General features: G+C 74.5%; 15 protein-coding genes. 8 read left to right on the top strand and 7 right to left on the bottom strand.

All coding sequences use genetic code 11. From position 1 onward, the window contains the following. Positions 1-126: 126 nt before the first annotated feature. Positions 127-1,740, bottom strand: coding sequence for an MFS transporter (locus tag ACZ5D2_RS34960; RefSeq protein WP_468935099.1), 1,614 nt, complete (start codon positions 1,738-1,740; stop codon positions 127-129). 125 nt (positions 1,741-1,865) lie between these two features. On the opposite strand from ACZ5D2_RS34960, the gene ACZ5D2_RS34955 reads away from it, so the two are divergent. From ACZ5D2_RS34955 to ACZ5D2_RS34930, 6 genes are all read left to right on the top strand, one after another. Then, positions 1,866-2,309: a MarR family winged helix-turn-helix transcriptional regulator gene (locus tag ACZ5D2_RS34955; RefSeq protein WP_371680605.1), complete on the top strand. Its 444-nt coding sequence runs from the start codon at positions 1,866-1,868 to the stop codon at positions 2,307-2,309. A 304-nt stretch (positions 2,310-2,613) separates the two neighbouring features. After that, positions 2,614-3,366 carry a two-component system response regulator CseB gene (gene cseB / locus ACZ5D2_RS34950; protein WP_468935095.1) on the top strand — a complete coding sequence of 251 codons (753 nt, stop codon included), beginning with the start codon at positions 2,614-2,616 and terminating at the stop codon, positions 3,364-3,366. A 5-nt stretch (positions 3,367-3,371) separates the two neighbouring features. Further along, positions 3,372-4,655 carry an ATP-binding protein gene (locus ACZ5D2_RS34945; RefSeq protein WP_468935092.1) on the top strand — a complete coding sequence of 428 codons (1,284 nt, stop codon included), beginning with the start codon at positions 3,372-3,374 and terminating at the stop codon, positions 4,653-4,655. A gap of 200 nt (positions 4,656-4,855) precedes the next feature. Next, entirely contained in the window at positions 4,856-5,644 is a 789-nt protein-coding gene (locus ACZ5D2_RS34940; protein WP_468935106.1) for an ABC transporter ATP-binding protein, read from the top strand. A gap of 77 nt (positions 5,645-5,721) precedes the next feature. Next, positions 5,722-8,271 (top strand): FtsX-like permease family protein, encoded by a 2,550-nt coding sequence (locus ACZ5D2_RS34935; RefSeq protein WP_468935089.1) that lies wholly within the window; start codon positions 5,722-5,724, stop codon positions 8,269-8,271. A gap of 137 nt (positions 8,272-8,408) precedes the next feature. Further along, positions 8,409-8,654: a hypothetical protein gene (locus ACZ5D2_RS34930; RefSeq protein ID WP_371680601.1), complete on the top strand. Its 246-nt coding sequence runs from the start codon at positions 8,409-8,411 to the stop codon at positions 8,652-8,654. Positions 8,655-8,735: 81 nt separating this feature from the next. Here ACZ5D2_RS34930 and ACZ5D2_RS34925 read toward each other — a convergent pair whose 3' ends face one another. From ACZ5D2_RS34925 to ACZ5D2_RS34915, 3 genes are all read right to left on the bottom strand, one after another. Then, the gene (locus ACZ5D2_RS34925) at positions 8,736-9,776 is read right to left on the bottom strand and encodes an alpha/beta hydrolase (protein ID WP_468935085.1); all 1,041 of its coding nucleotides are present in this window, start codon (positions 9,774-9,776) and stop codon (positions 8,736-8,738) included. Further along, positions 9,773-11,389: an outer membrane protein assembly factor BamB family protein gene (locus tag ACZ5D2_RS34920; RefSeq protein WP_468935082.1), complete on the bottom strand. Its 1,617-nt coding sequence runs from the start codon at positions 11,387-11,389 to the stop codon at positions 9,773-9,775. The genes ACZ5D2_RS34925 and ACZ5D2_RS34920 overlap by 4 nt, the downstream gene beginning before the upstream one ends. Before the next feature lie 87 nt (positions 11,390-11,476). Then, positions 11,477-11,800: a plasmid stabilization protein gene (locus tag ACZ5D2_RS34915; RefSeq protein ID WP_371680598.1), complete on the bottom strand. Its 324-nt coding sequence runs from the start codon at positions 11,798-11,800 to the stop codon at positions 11,477-11,479. A gap of 179 nt (positions 11,801-11,979) precedes the next feature. On the opposite strand from ACZ5D2_RS34915, the gene ACZ5D2_RS34910 reads away from it, so the two are divergent. Beyond that, complete coding sequence (locus ACZ5D2_RS34910) at positions 11,980-13,086, top strand: cation diffusion facilitator family transporter (RefSeq protein WP_468935103.1); 1,107 nt, start codon at positions 11,980-11,982, stop codon at positions 13,084-13,086. Here the strand turns inward: ACZ5D2_RS34910 and ACZ5D2_RS34905 are convergent. The 3 genes from ACZ5D2_RS34905 to ACZ5D2_RS34895 all read right to left on the bottom strand — a co-directional run bounded on the left by ACZ5D2_RS34905 (position 13,068) and on the right by ACZ5D2_RS34895 (position 15,804). Further along, entirely contained in the window at positions 13,068-13,553 is a 486-nt protein-coding gene (locus tag ACZ5D2_RS34905; RefSeq protein WP_371680597.1) for a DUF6328 family protein, read from the bottom strand. The genes ACZ5D2_RS34910 and ACZ5D2_RS34905 overlap by 19 nt on opposite strands. A gap of 169 nt (positions 13,554-13,722) precedes the next feature. Further along, positions 13,723-14,313: an HAD family hydrolase gene (locus ACZ5D2_RS34900; protein WP_468935077.1), complete on the bottom strand. Its 591-nt coding sequence runs from the start codon at positions 14,311-14,313 to the stop codon at positions 13,723-13,725. 39 nt (positions 14,314-14,352) lie between these two features. Further along, on the bottom strand, positions 14,353-15,804 hold the full coding sequence (locus ACZ5D2_RS34895) for an FAD-dependent oxidoreductase (RefSeq protein WP_468935074.1): 1,452 nt from the start codon (positions 15,802-15,804) through the stop codon (positions 14,353-14,355). A gap of 70 nt (positions 15,805-15,874) precedes the next feature. Between ACZ5D2_RS34895 and ACZ5D2_RS34890 the strand changes: the two genes are divergently transcribed. After that, positions 15,875-16,531 carry a TetR/AcrR family transcriptional regulator C-terminal domain-containing protein gene (locus tag ACZ5D2_RS34890; protein WP_371680594.1) on the top strand — a complete coding sequence of 219 codons (657 nt, stop codon included), beginning with the start codon at positions 15,875-15,877 and terminating at the stop codon, positions 16,529-16,531. Positions 16,532-16,537: the final 6 nt, after the last annotated feature.

Genomic DNA, 16,537 nt, shown 5'->3' with positions numbered 1-16,537 from the left:
CCCCCCCCCCCCCCCCCCCCCCCCCCCCCCCCTCCCCCCCCCCCCCCCCCCCCCCCCCCCCCCCCCCCCCCCCCCCCCCCCCCCCCCCCCCCCCCGCCTCCGTTTTCGTCCACCGGCCCGCGGCGGTCAGGGAGCTGGGGCCGGGGCGGGGGCGGGGGCGGGCGTCGACCGCGCTCCCCCGCCCTTGCCCTTCACCGGCCCCCCGCCACGACGGCCGGACCGGAAGCCGAGAGCGAGGGCCGCCGCGCCGGTGAGCGCGAATCCCGCCGTCCAGAGCGCGCCGACGTGCATGGCGTGGAGGAAGGCGCCGTCGGCCGCCGCGGCGAGCCGGGTGTCGTGCGTGGCGGCGGCCAGGTGCCGGGCGAGCTCGGCCGAGACGCGCGCCTGCTGCCGTACCGGATCCGGGAGGCCGGTCAGCGAACCGTCGATGGTGCGCCGGTAGACGATCGAGGTGATCGTGCCGCCGGCCGCGATGCCCAGCACGCTCCCCGTCTGGCGCAGGGTGCTGTTGACCGCACTGCCGGCGCCGGAGCGCTCCAGCGGCAGGGAGCCCAGGACCGCGCCCGTGACGGGGGCGATGACCATGCCGATCGCGGTGCCCTGGACGAGCATGACCGCCGAGTACCAGGCGATCGGTGTGGTCGCGTCGAACAGGGACACGGAACCCATCGCCAGCGCCGCGACGGCCAGCGAGACCGAGGAGACGAGCCGGACGGAGGTCCGGCCGGCGAGCCGGACGCCGACCGGCGAGCCGACGACCACTCCGAGCGCTCCCGGGAGGCCGAGGAGCGAGGCCTGCAACGCCGAGTACCCGCGGGCGCCCTGGAGGTAGAAGGCGAGGTAGAAGGATCCGGCCGTCAGGGCCAGGAAGACCATCATGAGGGTGACGTTCCCGGTGGCGAAACGGCGCTGGGCCAGCAGCCGGGGGTCGAAACTGGGATGCGCCATCCGCAGCTCCACGGCGACGAAGGCCGCGATCAGCGCGATGCCCGCGGCGGCGCTCCCCCAGACGGCCGGCCGGCCGAAGGAGGCGTCCTGGCCGGCGCGGATCAGGCCGTACGCGAGGAGGCCGAGGCCGCCCGTCGACAGGACCAGCCCGGCCGGGTCGAGCCGACGGACTTCGGGGCTGCGGGAGTTGGGCACGTAACGGGCGATGAAGCCGAGGCCGAGGAGGGCCACGGGCACGTTGACGAGGAACACCGAACCCCACCAGAACGCGGAGAGCAGCACGCCGGCCAGGACCGGCCCGGCGGCGATCCCGACACCGGCGAAGGACGACAGCGCGGCGAAGGCCGCCGGCCGCTGTGCGGGCTCGAAGGTCCAGCCGACCACCGCCATGGTGGCCGGTACGAGGAGTGCGGCTCCGGCACCCATCACCGCGCGCCAGGCGACGAGCTGGCCGGGGGTCGTGGCACAGGCGGCGAAGGCCGAGGCGAGGCCGAACAGGGCCATCCCCGCCAGCAGGGTGTTGCGGTGGCCGAACCGGTCACCGAGCGCACCCCCGGAGAACATCAGGCCGGCGAAGGCCAGGGTGTAGGCGCCGGTGGCCCACTGGAGCTGGCCGGGGGTGGCCCCCAAGCCGAGGACGGGGTCGGACAGGGTCTCGAAGGCGGTGGTGAGGATGGTGCCGTCGAGCCATATGAGGAGTTGGGCGAAGACGAGGACGCCGAGGATGAGCCGGCGGCGGGCCGGTGGTGGCGCGGACGGGCGTAAGGGCATCGGCGGTGTGGCGGAGGACATGCGTGACTGCCTTCGGCTCAGGAGGGTTTCGGCGCGGCCGCAACGTAGACTCGTCAAGTTCCTGACGGTTCGCCCATCGTGGCAACTCGTCAAGTTCCTGTCAATCAGATTGGGGAGGCCGCCTCATGGGCGAGCACGGTCACGATCGGGTGGTGAGCTTCGCGGTGCGGCTCACCTGGCTCAACATGCGCGCCGCCATCGGCACCACGCTGGAGGAGTTCGGGCTCACGGTGCCGCAGTTCGCCACGCTGATGATGGTCGGGGCGTCCCCCGGCATGTCGGTGGCCCAGCTGGCCCGCTCGGTCGGCAGCACCCGGCAGGCCGCCAACGAGATGCTCGCGGCACTGGAACGCGACGGCCTCATCACCCGCTCCCCCCACCCGACCGACCGCAGGACGCACCAGGTGCACCTGACCCCCCTCGGCGGCCGGCGCTACGAGGAGGCGCTCCCGGCCGTCGTGCGACGCGAGGCCGAACTGGAGGAGGGGCTGACCGCCGATCAGCGGGACGCCGCCCGCTCCTGGATGGCGGCCGTCTCGGCCGCCTGCCAGGAGCCCGCGCAGAAGTGAGTGACCGGCGGGGCGGCGGGGGGAGCCGGGCTCCCGGGCTACGCGGGGGCGCGCGCCTCGTTCCGGACCGCGAGTGCGTGAATGTCATCCTTGAGCGAAATGGTAAGGAGGTCCGGCAAAGGGCCCGCGCCCGCCCCCGGACCGGTTTTGTATCGGGCGTGTATCGGGAAACGCTTGGTCGTCCATCGAACCGGGTCTCCGCCGTGCGATGCGCGGACCACGTCCGCCGTCTGCCCTATCGTTCCCTTCAGGTCGCCCCCTCCCGGTCGCCGACCGCATCCGTCCCGACAGGAGCCGTCAGCCCGTGTCCGTGTCCACCCCCGCTCCGGCCCCCGCACCTCCCGTGCGCGTGCTGCTGGTGGAGGACGACGAGCTCATGCGCCGGTCGTTCGCCGTCGCCCTGGAGCGCTACGGCTACCGCATGCGGACCGCCGCCGACGGGCTGACCGCCCTGGAGCTCTTGCGCGACGAGGACTTCGACCTGCTGATCCTGGACGTGATGCTGCCCGGTCTCGACGGGATCGGGCTCTGCCGCAGGGTCCGGGAGACCAGCCTGGTGCCGGTCCTGATGATGTCCGCCCGCGGTGACGGGCTGGACGTGGTCGCCGGTCTGGAGGCCGGTGCGGACGACTACGTGGTCAAGCCCGTGGACACCTACGTGCTCGTGGCGCGCATCCGTTCGCTCCTGCGGCGGGCGACCTACGCGCCCTCGCCGCAGCCCGCACCCCTGCCCGCGCCGGGCCCGGACACCGGGGCACCGGCCTCCGACGGACGGTCGCTCGTCTTCGGGGACCTGACCATCGACACCGGCGGCCTGGAGGTCTCCCTCTCCGGCAGCCCGGTGGCGCTCACCCCGACCGAACTGAAACTGCTGCTGGAGTTCGCCGCCCATCCGGGCATCGTGCTGGACCGGCACACCCTCCTGCGTGAGGTCTGGGACTACGGCTGGGACGGCGACAGCCGCGTCGTGGACCTCTGCGTGCAGCGCCTGCGGAGCAAGGTGGGCCGGGACCGCATCGAGACCGTGCGCGGCTTCGGCTACAAGTTCAGGCGCTGAGAGGGGTGCGACCGATTCCCCGGCGACGGCCGGACCGGGTACCCCTGCGCTGGAAGATCGCCGCGCTGGCCGCGGCCACCGCCTGTCTGGTCGTCGCCGCGGTGGGCGCGATCGTGCACGTGTGGACCGCGCGGGACATCCGCGGCCGGGCCGAAGCGCAGGCCCTCAACTCGCTCTACGCCGCCATGGACGTCCACCGGCGCACCGGAACCCTCACGAACGGCGCCGCCCTCGACCCGGACGGGCTTCCCTCCTCCCTGCGCCGCCTCACCGACACCACCCGGCACACGGCGTACGACGGGCACGTCGACGGCAATCTGGGCCCGAGCGTCTGGGCCGCCGTGCGGACCGACGGCCCAGACGGCCGGGTGCTGGCCGTCCAGGTGAACATGGGCCCGGAACTCCACGACCTGCAACGCCTCGATGTGACGATGGCGGTGGCCTCCCTGGCCGCCCTCGCGGCCGCCACGCCCGTGGCGTTCTACGGAGCCGGGCTGCTCGCCCGCCGGCTGCGGCGGGTCTCCGAGACGGCGGGGCGGATCTCCGCCGGTGACCTAGACGCCCGGACGGGGCCCACCAGGGGCCGTGACGAGGTGGCCGACATCGCCGCCACCGTCGACCTCATGGCCGACAGCCTCAGCCGGCGCCTGCGCACCGAGCGCCAGTTCACCGCGGACGTGGCCCACGAACTGCGCACCCCGGTCGGCGGCCTGCTGGCGGCCGTCGACCTGCTACCGCCCGGCGAGACGGAGGATCTGCTGCGGGCCCGGGTCCGCGACCTGCGCGGGCTGGTCGAGGACCTGCTGGAGATCTCCCGGCTGGACGCCGGCGCCGAACAACCGGTGCGCGCCCACGTGCCGCTCGCGGCGGTCGTCGCGGAGGCCGTGGCACGCACCGGCCTCGACACCCGGGTCACCGTCACCGGCCCCGGGGCGGCGGCCCGTACGGCGGGAACGACGGAGACCGTGGAGACGGTGGAGACCGATCCGCGCCGCCTCGAACGGATCGTGGGCAACCTCGTCATCAACGCCCACCGGCATGGCGCCGCCCCGGTCGAGGTCACGGTCGAGGGGCGTACCGTCGTCGTGCGCGACCACGGCCCCGGTTTCCCCCGAGACCTCCTCCTGGGCGGCCCCCGCCGCTTCCACACGGGTGCGGCCGAGCGTGGCTCCGGGCACGGCCTGGGCCTGACGATCGCCCTGGGCCAGGCCCGGCTCCTGGGTGCCGAGCTGCGGCTGGAGAACGCCCCGGACGGCGGCGCCGTCGCCACGTTGCTGCTGCCGTCCTGACATCCGGCCGGCTCCGACGGCCCGCCGCCCCGCCACCCGTCCCGCCCGGGCGCCCGCCCCGCCGGGGCCGCTACACGATCGATACACAGCGGAGCGGCGGCCCGTACACGGCCGCCCGGGCGCCGATACGTTCGCCGGACACCCTTCGAAGCGCACCGCAGCGCACCCGAAGAGGAGTCCCCGTGACCGCCGTCCCCCGTATCCCGTCCGCCCCGTCCGCCCCGCTCGCCCCGCGCCCGACGACCGGCGCCGCCGTCGCGGCCGCCGCCACCGACCTGTCGAAGGTCTACGGCAGCGGCGACACCCGCGTCGTCGCCCTGGACCGCGTCAGCGTCTCCTTCCGGGAGGGCGAGTTCACCGCGATCATGGGTCCGTCCGGCTGCGGCAAGTCCACGCTGATGCACTGCGCGGCCGGGCTCGACTCCTTCAGCTCCGGCTCCGTCCGCATCGGCACGACAGAACTGGGGAACCTGGACGACGGGCAGCTCACACGGCTGCGGCGCGACCGCGTCGGATTCATCTTCCAGGCGTTCAACCTGCTGCCGACCCTGACCGCGCTGGAGAACATCACGCTGCCGCTGACCGTCGCCGGGCGGCGGCCCGACCGGCAGTGGCTGGACCGCGTGGTGTCGATGGTCGGCCTCTCCGAGCGCCTGGGCCACCGCCCCGGGCAGCTGTCCGGCGGCCAGCAGCAACGCGTCGCCGTGGCCCGGGCGCTGGTCTCGCGCCCCGCCATCGTCTTCGGTGACGAGCCCACCGGGAACCTCGACTCCCGGGCCGGGGCGGAGGTCCTCGGCTTCCTGCGCGATTCGGTGCGGGAGCTGGGCCAGACGGTGGTCATGGTCACCCACGACCCGGTCGCCGCCGGGTACGCCGACCGCGTCGTCTTCCTCTCCGACGGCCGCCTCGTCGACGAGATGGCCCGTCCCTCCCCCGAGCGCGTCCTGGACCGGATGAAGGCCTTCGACACCCGTACGCACACCGGCTGACCCGGCCTCCTCCCCCGCTTGCTCCGCACCAGCCGCCCGCTCGCGTCCGCCGAGCCCGCCCCCCAGGATCCGCACCCATGTTCCGTACCGCCTTGCGCAACGTGTCCGCGCACAAGGCCCGCCTGCTGATGACCGCGTTCGCGGTCATGCTCGGCGTCACCTTCATCTCCGGCAGCCTGGTCTACGGCGACAGCATGAACCGCGCCGCCACCGCCCGTGCGACCGACGGCTACGCGCGCATCGCCGTCAGCGTCTTCCCCGACGACTCCCGTGCCGCCGGCGGCGCCGCGAGCGGCGGTGGTCCGCCCGGAGTCGACGCCGCCACCGTGGCCGCGCTGGCCAAGGTCGCGGGCGTCGCCTCCGTCACGGGACGGGTCGACGGCTTCGCCGCCGTCGCCGACCGCGACGGGCGCCTCCTCGGCCACGGCCCCTCCCACAAGGGCGGCAACTTCGCGCCCGGCGCCGACGGCAAGGATCCGGCCTACCGGTTCACCCGGGGTTCCGGCCCGACCCGCGACGACGGGATCGCCCTCGACGAGACCACGGCCGCGAAGGGCGGCTACCGCGTCGGGGACACCGTGCGCGTCGGCACGAACCAGGGCGCCTCCTCGTACACGCTCAGCGGGACCTTCCGCACCGACGGGACCACCCTTCCCGCCGGGGGCAGCCTGACGCTGTTCACCGACGCCACCGCGCAGCGGCTCTTCCTGCAGCCCGGCCGCTACCGGAACGCCGAGGTCACGGCGGCGCCCGGCACCGACGCGGGGGAACTCGCCGGGCGGGTCGAGTCGGCGCTGCCCCCGGGCACCGGCGCGGCCACCGGCGCCCGGCTCGCCGCGATCCAGGCGAACCTCGCCGGCAACGACAGCGACACCATGAGCCAGATCCTGGTGGGTTTCGCCGCCGTCGCCCTGTTCGTCGCCACCTTCCTCATCTCCAACACCTTCACCATGCTGGTCTCCCGGCGCACCAGGGAGCTGGCCCTGATGCGGGCCGTCGGCGCCTCGCGCCGCCAGGTGCGCCGCGTGCTGCTGACCGAGTCGCTCGTCGTCGGCGCGCTCGCCTCGGCGGCCGGCCTCGCCGTCGGGACCGGGGTCGCGGCCTTGCTGCAGACGGTCTTCGCCGCCGATGACGCCCCGGCCGCCCCGCTGGTCCTCACCCCGGGCACCGTGCTCACGTCCCTGCTGGTCGGAACCCTCCTGCCCATGGCCGCCGCGTGGCTCCCGATCCGCCGGGCGATGGCGATCCCGCCCGTCGCGGCGCTCGGTGCGGCCGAGCCCGCGGAGCCGGCGCGGACCGGCTCCCTGCGCACCGGCCTCTGCGCCGCGCTGCTGCTCAGCGGTGTCGGCGCCGCCGTCTGCGGTGCCCTCGACCCGGGGCGGGACGCCCGGACCGTCATCGGCGTCGGCGCGGCCCTCGCACTGACCGGCGCGATCGGCCTGATCCCCTTGCTGGCCCGGCCGTTCGTGGCCCTCGTACTGCCTCTGCTGACCCGCCTCCACCCGGTGCACGGCACCCTCGCGGCCCGCAACACCGTGCGCGACCCCCGGCGTACGGGTGCCACGGCGGCGGCGCTCGCCATCGCGCTCACCCTCGCCTCGGGCCTGTCCGTCCTCGGCGCCTCCGCCACCCGGTACCTCGACCGCGCGACCACCCACGACTTCACCGCCGACTACCTGGTGAAGCCCGCCGAGGGCGGCATGCGGATGACCCCGGAGACCGCGGCGCCCCTCAAGAAGCTCCCGGGCGCCCGGTTCAGCCAGCTCGACCAGTCCACCGACTACCGACTGGGCGGTGTCTCCTCCGTCCTGACGGGCGTGGACCCGGCCACCATCGGCGGGCTCCTGCGGTACGACGTGGTCGAGGGTTCCCTGGACTCGCTCGCCGAGGGCCGGATCGCCGTGGCCGACTTCAAGGCCGGTCCGGCCGGCTGGCACGTCGGCCAGACCCTCCCCCTGGAGCGGGACGGCCGGCGCGGCAGCGTCACCATCGGCGCCGTGTACCGGGCGGACGAGCAGAGCAACCTGCTGCCCAGCATCACCGCACCCGACTCCCTCGTGGGCCGGTACGACTCCGCCCCGAGCACCGCCGGCGTCCTCGTCGCCACGCCCGGCGGAGCGGGCCGGGCGTCACTGGGCGAGGTCACCCGCGCCCTCGGCGACAACCCCGCCCTGGCCGTCCTCGACCGTGACGGCATCCGCGCCCAGGACAGCGGGGACATCGGCGACCAGCTCAACGTGTTCTACGCGCTGCTGAGCATGGCCCTGGCGATCGCCGCGCTGGGCATCGCGAACACCCTCGCGATGTCCGTCCTCGAACGTCACAAGGAGATCGGCACGCTGCGCGCCCTCGGCGTGGACCGCTCCGGGGTGAGCCTCATGATCCGCCTGGAAGCCCTGCTCCTCGGCGGACTCGGCGCGACGCTCGGCACGGCCCTGGGCGTCTTCCTGGGGTGGGCGCTCGGGCGCACGCTCCAGGAGAGCGTGGCGGGCTACACGCTGGTCCTCCCCTGGGGGCGCCTCGCCGTCGGCGTGCTCATCGCGCTGGCGGGCGCGCTGCTCGCCTCGCTCTGGCCGGCCCGCAGGGCCGCCCGGATCGACATTCCGGCCGCGACGGCGGCGCAGTGACCTTCGAGCGCCGGCGGCGGTGCTCCGGATGCCCTGCATTGGAGTGACATGCCGTATCCCGTGCCCCTCCGACGATGTTGAACCGGCCGACGCGCCACCTCATCGGCACGTCTTCCAGTGATCTTGTAGGAGTAGTCATGCGTATGCGCTCTGCCCTGACCGCCTCTGTCCTGGCCGCCGGCATCCTGCTGGGCGGGGCCGGCGCCGCCCTGGCGAACGACGGCGTCGACCTGGAGCAGTTCTCCGGCGGCCACGCCGCGTTCGCGTCCAACTGCTCGTCGGCCGCCGCCATCCCGGCCGCGTTCGGCCCCGTCTACACCGCCTCCTGCGCCAAGGAGGGCGAGAAGGAGTGGGCCGACTTCGCCCACCTCGGCGCCCACTGACACGCCGGCACCACCGCGGGGGCGGCCGACCACCACGTCGGCCGCCCCTGCGGCGTGCGGGCCCGGCGACCCCTCGGTGGTCTACGGCCCTTCGGACGCCGGTGCGTGCCGCGCGAGGGTGCGGCGCAGCCAGCGGGTCCTGGCCTCGCGGGCGTCGCGGCTGAGGGCCGCCCGGGGTGCGAGGGTGTCGAAGCCGTGGAAGGCCCCCGGCCACACGTGCAGTTCGGCCTCGCCGCCGGCCTGCCAGATCGCGTTGGCGTAGGCCACGTCCTCGTCCCTGAAGGTCTCGGCCGAGCCGACCTCGACATAGGCCGGCGGCAGCCCGGAGAGGTCCGTGGCCCGGCCGGGAGCGGCGTAGGGCGGCAGGTCGGCGGCCCCCTGCCGGTCGCCCAGCAGCGCCTGCCAGGCGGTCGTGTTGGAGGTGCGGTCCCAGGTGTCGACGCCGGCCATCTGGTGGCCGGAGAAGGTCCGGTCGCGGTCGTCGAGCATGGGGCACAGGAGCAGTTGCCCGATCGGGGCGGGTCCGCCCCGGTCCCGGGTGAGGAGGGCGAGCGCCGCGGCGAGTCCGCCCCCGGCGCTCTTCCCCCCGATCACGATGCGGTCGGCGTCGATGCCCAGCCCGGCGGCGTGCGCGGCCGCCCAGACGAGCCCGGCGTAGCAGTCCTCCAGCGGTGCGGGGTAGCGCGCCCGCGGCGCGAGCCGGTACTCGACCGAGATGACGGCCAGCCCCAGCGGGAGGGCCCACGCGCGCAGCAGTTGCGGGAGCACGGACCACGCGTTGCCCATGATCATGCCGCCGCCGTGCATGTAGTACAGCAGGGGCAGGGGGCCCGCGGTCCCGGCCGGCCGGGCGCTCACGAGCGTCACGTCGGGCTCGCCCGCCGCTCCCGGCACGCGCAGTTCGTCCACCTCGAAGCGGCCGTCGGCCCGCAGGTCCCGCAGCGACGGCCTGGGCCGGACGGCGGCGTCGCGTTCCTGCCGGGCCACCAGGTTCCCGGGGGTGAACGGCTCCCGCACGGCGTCCCCCAACGCGGCGAGGGCGCTGCCCAGTTCCGGGTCGAAGGGGGGCGCGGCCGGACCCGGACCCGGTCCGGGCTCGTACGGCCCGCCGACGGCGCTCACGACGCGCCCTGCCGTCCCGCGGGGGAACCGGCGCACTCCAGGAGGCGGCCGTCGACGGTCCCGACGAGCAGGTGGCCCCGCGGTGCCACGACGAGGGACAGGGCCACGGTGGGCACACCGTCGACCTCCAGCTCCCGGCGCCACCGCACGGAGCCGTCCTCGGCGTCCAGTGCCACCAGGGTGCCGGAGTTGTAGGCCACGTAGACCGTCTCCCCGTCGGTGTCGAGCGCGGTCGCGGGGCTGTCGGTGCGGTACTGCCACCGCACGTCTCCGTTCAGCGTCCGCCGTACGACGTAGGCCCCTCCGGGTTGCGGACCGCGGCCGTCGTGGACCTGCCCCGCGTACACCAGCGACGGTCCGATCTCGGCCGCCGGGCCGCCGAAGTGGTGTTCCCGCGGCTCCCAGGAGTGCGGGAAGAGCCGGCGCGGTGTTCCGTCGGCGCTCACCGCCACGACCCACTTGTCCCGGTGCGGTTCGTCCGGGTCCGTTCCCACCAGGGCGTACGTGCCGCTCGCGCGACGGACCGGGAACGGATGGTTGAACACGTCGAACCCGCCGGCCTCCGGCCCGGCCACCGGACCGGCCCGATCCAGCATCACCAGCCGTGCGGGGGGCTCGCGGGGCCCGTCCACCGTCCGCAGGACCATCCGGGAGCCCCCCGCGAGCAGCACCGCGGGCGCGTCAGGGAGCACCGATTCCAGTACCTGGCCCGTGTCCAGGGCGATGCGGGTGATCCGGGCGGTCCCCGGGGACGGCTGCTGCCCGCGTCCCGCGCGCAGGTGGCCGCGTTCCACGTTGGTCCACAGGGAGGTGCCGTCGGAGTCCGGGAGGAGCTGGCGCCCGCCCGCCTCGTCCTCGACCGTCCATTGCCGTTCCCCCGACGCAAGCCACGACTCCGCGCGGACCCCGTCCAGGGCCGCCAGCGCGCGGCCGTCCTCCAGGGCTTCGACGGCCCACACCCGGCGGCGTACGGACCAGGTCCGGCCGGTCGCCGCCGCGAGGTCCGTCAGGAGCCCCCGGGCCTCCGCGCCGCGATCGGTCCGGGCGGCCGGCTCCGCGGGGGCGTCCAGCTCCTCGGAGTCGATCGACCCCTTCCCCACCGCGCCCCAGTCGGCGCGGTCGACCACGGCCACGTGCCCCTGCTCGTGCGCGAGGGGGTTCTCCCAGTCGTCGTGGGGTGCCACCACCAGGCGCAGCGCCGTCCCGCTCAGCCACTTCACGCCGAGCACTTCCCGCCGGTCGCACAGGGCGGACACCACGTCGCCGGTGTCGGTGTCGAGGAGCAGCAGTTCGCCCTCGAAGGAGTAGCCGCCGTCGTAACGTCCCGTTCCGACGGCCAGGAGGGGGAGGACGGGGTGGAAGGCGAGCGAGCGCACGGGGTAGCGGGACCGGGCGAGGTGCCGGCACCTCAGGCCATCCCGCTCGTAGACCCCGACCCTGTGCCCCGTCCAGCCGAAGTCCGCGGTCGCGCCGCCGCTCCACTGGACGGAGCCCACGTCCCCGCCGACGGCGACCAGCCGCGAGGTCTCGTCGACCAGGGCCAGGGCCGGTTCTCCGATCTCGGCGAACGGACGGTCGCCGAGGACTCGGCGGACGAACGGCTCAAGGGTCATGCAGGATCCTCCCCGGGGTGGCGCGTGGTCGTCCATGATCCCCGCGGCCGGGGCGGACCGCCAACGGTTTCCGCCGGTGAGGGGCGGTCAGTTGCCGAGCCTGCGTTTCAGTTCGGCCTTGTCCATGGTGGAACGGCCGTGCAGGTTGCGGCGCTTGGCCTCCGCGTAGAGCTGGTCGTACGTCGGCCCCCGCGCGCCGCTGTGGGAGTGCTGCCCGCCGCGCTTGGCCGAGGACATGTCCCGGAGCGACAGTTCACCGGCCGTCTTCGACTCCCCGGCGCGTGCCCGTTCCTTGTTGACCGTGCGGGCGGCGATCTCCTTGGCGCGTTCGGTGCTCTCGCCGCGCTTCTCCGCGCTCTCCTTGATGTGCTCGTACTGGCGTTCGCGCTTGGGACTGGAACCACGGGGCATGGTCGCTCCTCGGACCGGAGGGACAACGTCGGCGGGGCCGTTCCGTGGCCCCCGACGGCGACGGCGACGCGGACGCGTCGGCCGCCGCCGGCGTGCCCGGCGCCTACCCGCGGCCCCGCACCGCATGCCTCGACGGGATCCGCAGGTTTGCGGGCGCCGCCACCGAGCAGCCGCTCTGTATGGCGCAGACAACCGGCGGCAAGCCGCAGGCAGGGCCGGGAACCGGTGCGGGCCGCGACACGGAGGCGGCCGGGCCGGCGGATGGGACGGCAACGGCGGGCACGCCCGGGACCGCCGGGACGCCTGAACCCGTCGCGCCCACGGACGCGGCCGGCCGGGACGGCGAGACGCGCCGCACCGTGTGGGTCGCCCTCGCCGCCAATCTCGTCATCTGCCTGGCCAAGGCCGTCGCCGGTGTCGTCTCGGGCTCCCCGGCGCTGCTGTCGGAGGCGGCCCACTCGATCGCGGACAGCCTCAACGAGGTCTTCCTGCTGGCCTCCCTGCGGCGCAGCAGACGCCCCGCGGACGCGCGTCATCCCTTCGGCTACGGCATGGAGCGGTTCTTCTGGTCCCTGCTCGCCGCCGTCGGCATCTTCGTCACGGGCGGCTGCTTCTCGGTGTTCCAGGGCGTCCAGGCCTTCCGCTCGGGAGGTTCCGAGTCGCACGACGGCTACGTCATTGGTCTGCTCGTGCTGCTCCTCGCCCTCGCCGCCGAAGGGGCCTCCCTCGCCCGGGCGCTGCTCCAGGTCCGCCGGTCCGCGCGGGCCCGGGGGCGCGGGGTGGCGGCCGAGATCCGGGCGGGCCGCGATCCCGCCCTGCGGACCGTGCTGGCCGAGGACGGAACCGCCTGCGTCGGTGTCCTCCTGGCCATCGCCGGCATCACCCTGCACCTGGTGACCGGGAACATCGCGTACGAGGCGGGCGCGTCCGTCCTGATCGGCGTCCTGCTCGTCTACGTCGCCTACGCCCTGGGCCGGGCCGCCCGCGTACAGCTGGTCGGCGAGGCCGCCGACCCCGCAGTCCAGCGGCAGGTGCGCGAGTTCCTGGTGCGGCAGCCGGAGATCGACTCCGTCACCGCCATGCTCACCATGCGGTTGGGGCCGGACTCCGTCCTGCTGGCCGCACGGATCGATCTGACGCCGGGGTACGACAGCGAGACCGTCGAGGACGCGATGGTACGGATCCGGTGCGAGGCGCGCGGTCGCTGGCCCGAGCTGGACCAGATGTTCCTGGACGTCACCGACGCGGCTGCCGCGCGCGGGCGCGCTCAGCGCTCTGACGTGTAGCGGATCCGCGCCCACAGCGGCAGCACGAACCAGCACAGCAGGTACCAGGTCAACACCCCGCCCACGATCCAGGGCACGAGCGCGTTGTGGGTGGCGACCCGCAGGACGAGCAGGAGCGCCGAGGTGCAGGTGGCCAGGAGCAGGACGAGGCCCGTGGAGATCAGGCGCGCGGCCCACACGACCGCCTCGGGTTTGATCCGCCGGCCAGTGACGAGGCGGTGGAAGGCCACCGGGCCGATGAGCGCGCCGGTCGCCAGCGAGCCCAGGACCACGGTGACGATGTAGATCGCTTTCTCGGCCGGCGCGAGCCCCGCGAAGACGGGCGTGAAGGCGACCGTGAGCAGGAAGCCGAAGAGGATCTGGACGCCGGTCTGGGCGACGCGGATCTCCTGGAGGAGGTCCTGCCACTGCCGGTCCGCGCGCTCCTCCACGGTCTCGTTCCGCCCGGCCCTGGTGTCGTGGGGCATGACGCCTCCCTCGGACGCCCGTCGCTGCGCGCATACCCCGCAGCCCGCGCCCCATGCCGGGGCCCCGGGACCGGGCCGGCCGCGGTCGTCGGGACGGTGACACGAGCCCCGCGTCGTAGGCGGCGATGACGAGTGCGACGCGGCCGCCGCGGTCGTCGGTGCGCGCCGCTCACCCGAGGCGGGGTTGTGGGACGCGTACGGACGCCATGCCCGCCGCCGTGGCGGCCTGGATCCCCAGGTCGGTGTCCTCGAAGACCAGGCAGTGCTCCGGCGGGACGCCGAGGTGACCGGCCGCCCTGAGGAACGCCTCGGGGTCGGGCTTGGCCCTCCTGTAGTCACCGGCGCACACCAGCACGTCGAACGAGTCGAGGAGGCCGAGGACGGTCAGCGACGCCGTGACGGAGTCGCGGGTGCTGCCGGACACCACGGCCGTCGGTATGCGTCCGCGGGAGTCCTCGATGTGCGCCAGGATTCCCGGGACGGCCGTGAGCTGGGGCAGGAGTTCCCGGTAGAGGTGCTCCCGGCGGTCCGCGACGGCTCCGACCGGCATGGACAGCCCTTGGGCCTCGTTGAGCGAGGCGATGATCTCCGCTACCGGCCGGCCTCCCCAGGCATAGAAGAGGTCCTCCGGGAACGTGCAGTTCCACTCGCCGAGGGCTTGGGTCCAGGCCCGGTAGTGCAGGGGCATGGAGTCGGCGATGGTGCCGTCGCAGTCGAACAGGTAGGCGCGGAACTCGCCGGGCGGCAGGGAGATGATCATCCGTTCAGCATAGAGCGCCCGGGGCGGGACCGGGCCGGCCTACAGGCCGGTCCGGACCGCGTACCGCGCGGCCCCCGCGGCCGTGGTGCCCGCCCAGCCGACGTAGCCGTCGGGCCGGACGAGGAAGAGGCCGTCCCCGTACGCCGCCTGCGACGGCGCCCGCACCGTGCGGACGGTGGGCAGCGCCGGCAGGGCGGCCCCCGGCGCGGTACCCACGGCCAGCAGGGTCCAGTGCGGGCCCCGGAACGCGCCGAAGAGCCGTCCGCCGTCGCCCGCTTCGCCGTCCGGCGCGCGGTCGCCCGCGCGCACCGCGTCCTCGGGCAGGTCCGTACGGGTCTCCACCGCGAGGGAGGACTCCCGGTAGCCCAGGCCCAGTTGACGCGTGGCCGCACCGCGCCGGGCCTCTCCCCGGTGGATCCGGGTGGACAGGCCGAGCATCTCGGCGGCGACGGGCCGCCGTTCCTCCTCGTAGGTGTCCAGGAGGGACTCGGGCGCGCGCCCGCCCAGTACCGCGCCGAGCTTCCAGCCCAGGTTGTACGCGTCCTGGACGCTGGTGTTGAGCCCCTGGCCGCCCGCGGGCGAGTGGACGTGAGCGGCGTCCCCGGCCAGGAAGATCCGCCCCTGCCGGAAGGAGTCGGCCAGTGCGGCGCGCGGCCGGAAGTCCGAGGCCCAGCGCACCTGCGTCACGGCTTCGGGGGCGAGGTGCGAGCGTGCGGCGACGACGGCCCGGATCCCCTCGAGGGAGAGGTCGATGTCCGCGCCTTCCGGGAACTGGGCCGTGAGCTGGAAGTCCCGCGTCCCGGCGAGCGGGCAGAGCGCGAGGTACCCGCCTTCGCCGGCGGCGGGCGGGAAGACGTGCCAGTTCTCGCGGTCGAGGCCGTCGACACGGACGTCGGCGACCAGGACCGGGTTCGGGTCCACGGTCTCGCCGGCCATGCCGATGCCGAGCGCCCGCCGCACGGTGGAGCGGCCGCCGTCGGCGGCGACGGCGTAGCGGGCGCGCAGCGGCGGGCCCGAGGCGAACTGCGCCGTCACCCCCTGCGCGTCCTGGGTGATGCCCACCAGCTCGCGGCCGAAGGCGACCTCACCGCCCAGTTCCGCGAGGCGGGCGGCGAGGATCTCCTGCGTGCGCCACTGCGGGACCATCCAGGGCTCGCGGTACGGCGAGTCCTCCGTCTCCTCGCTCTCGTCGAACATCCGGTGCTCGCCCTGGCGCACGCCGTCCCGCCAGATCACCGCGACCGGGTACGGACCGCCGGCCGCGCCGACGGCCTCCCCCACGCCCAGGTCGTCGAAGACCTCCCGGGTACGGGGCTGGACGCCCTTGCCGCGCGAACCGGGGAAGAGGCCCTCGGCCCGTTCCACGACGAGGGCCCGCACACCGCGCCGTGCGAGGTCCACGGCGAGGGCGAGGCCGGTGGGACCCGCGCCGATGACCAGTACGTCCTTTACATCCTGCACGTCCTGCACGTCGCATTCGTCCTTGCGCATGACATTCCCCTTAACGCTGTTAAGTTCCGTCTCCGCACAGCATTGCCTTAACGCTGTTAAGCTGTCAAGCGTGACGACCCGGAAAGCTCCCAGACTCGACAAGAAGCAGGTCGTGGAGACCGCGCTGCGGCTCCTCAACGAGACCGGCCTCGACGGCCTCACCCTGCGCGCCATCGCCAAGGAGCTGAACGTCCAGGCACCCGCCCTGTACTGGCACTTCAAGGGCAAGCAGGAGCTGCTCGACGAGATGGCCACGGAGATGTACCGGCGGATGGCCGCGGACGCCGACGCGCGGCTCGCCCCCGGCGCCACGTGGCGGGAGCGTCTCCTGGAGGGCAACCGGAGCCTGCGCGCGGCCCTGCTGGGGTACCGCGACGGCGCGAAGGTCTTCAGCGGTTCCCGCTTCACGGGCACCGAGCACGCGGCCCAGATGGAGGCGAACCTGCGCGCCCTCGTCGACGCCGGCTTCGCCCTTCCCCAGGCGGTCCGCGCCACCTCCACGGCCTACTTCTTCACCCTGGGCTTCGTCACCGAGGAACAGGGCGTGGAACCCCTGCCGGGTCAGCGCCGGGAGGGCTACGACATCGACGAACGCGCCGCCCGGCTGGCCGACTACCCGCTCGCCGCGACCGCCGGCGCCGACCTCTTCCAGGACTACGACGAGGGCTTCGAGGAAGGCCTGGAACTGGTTCTGGCAGGCATCGCGGCCCGCTACGGCGTCGGCTGACCGCGC

The sequence above is a fragment of the Streptomyces sp. NPDC031479 genome, assembly GCF_055581065.1.
This window is presented reverse-complemented; position numbering and strand designations above follow the sequence as displayed.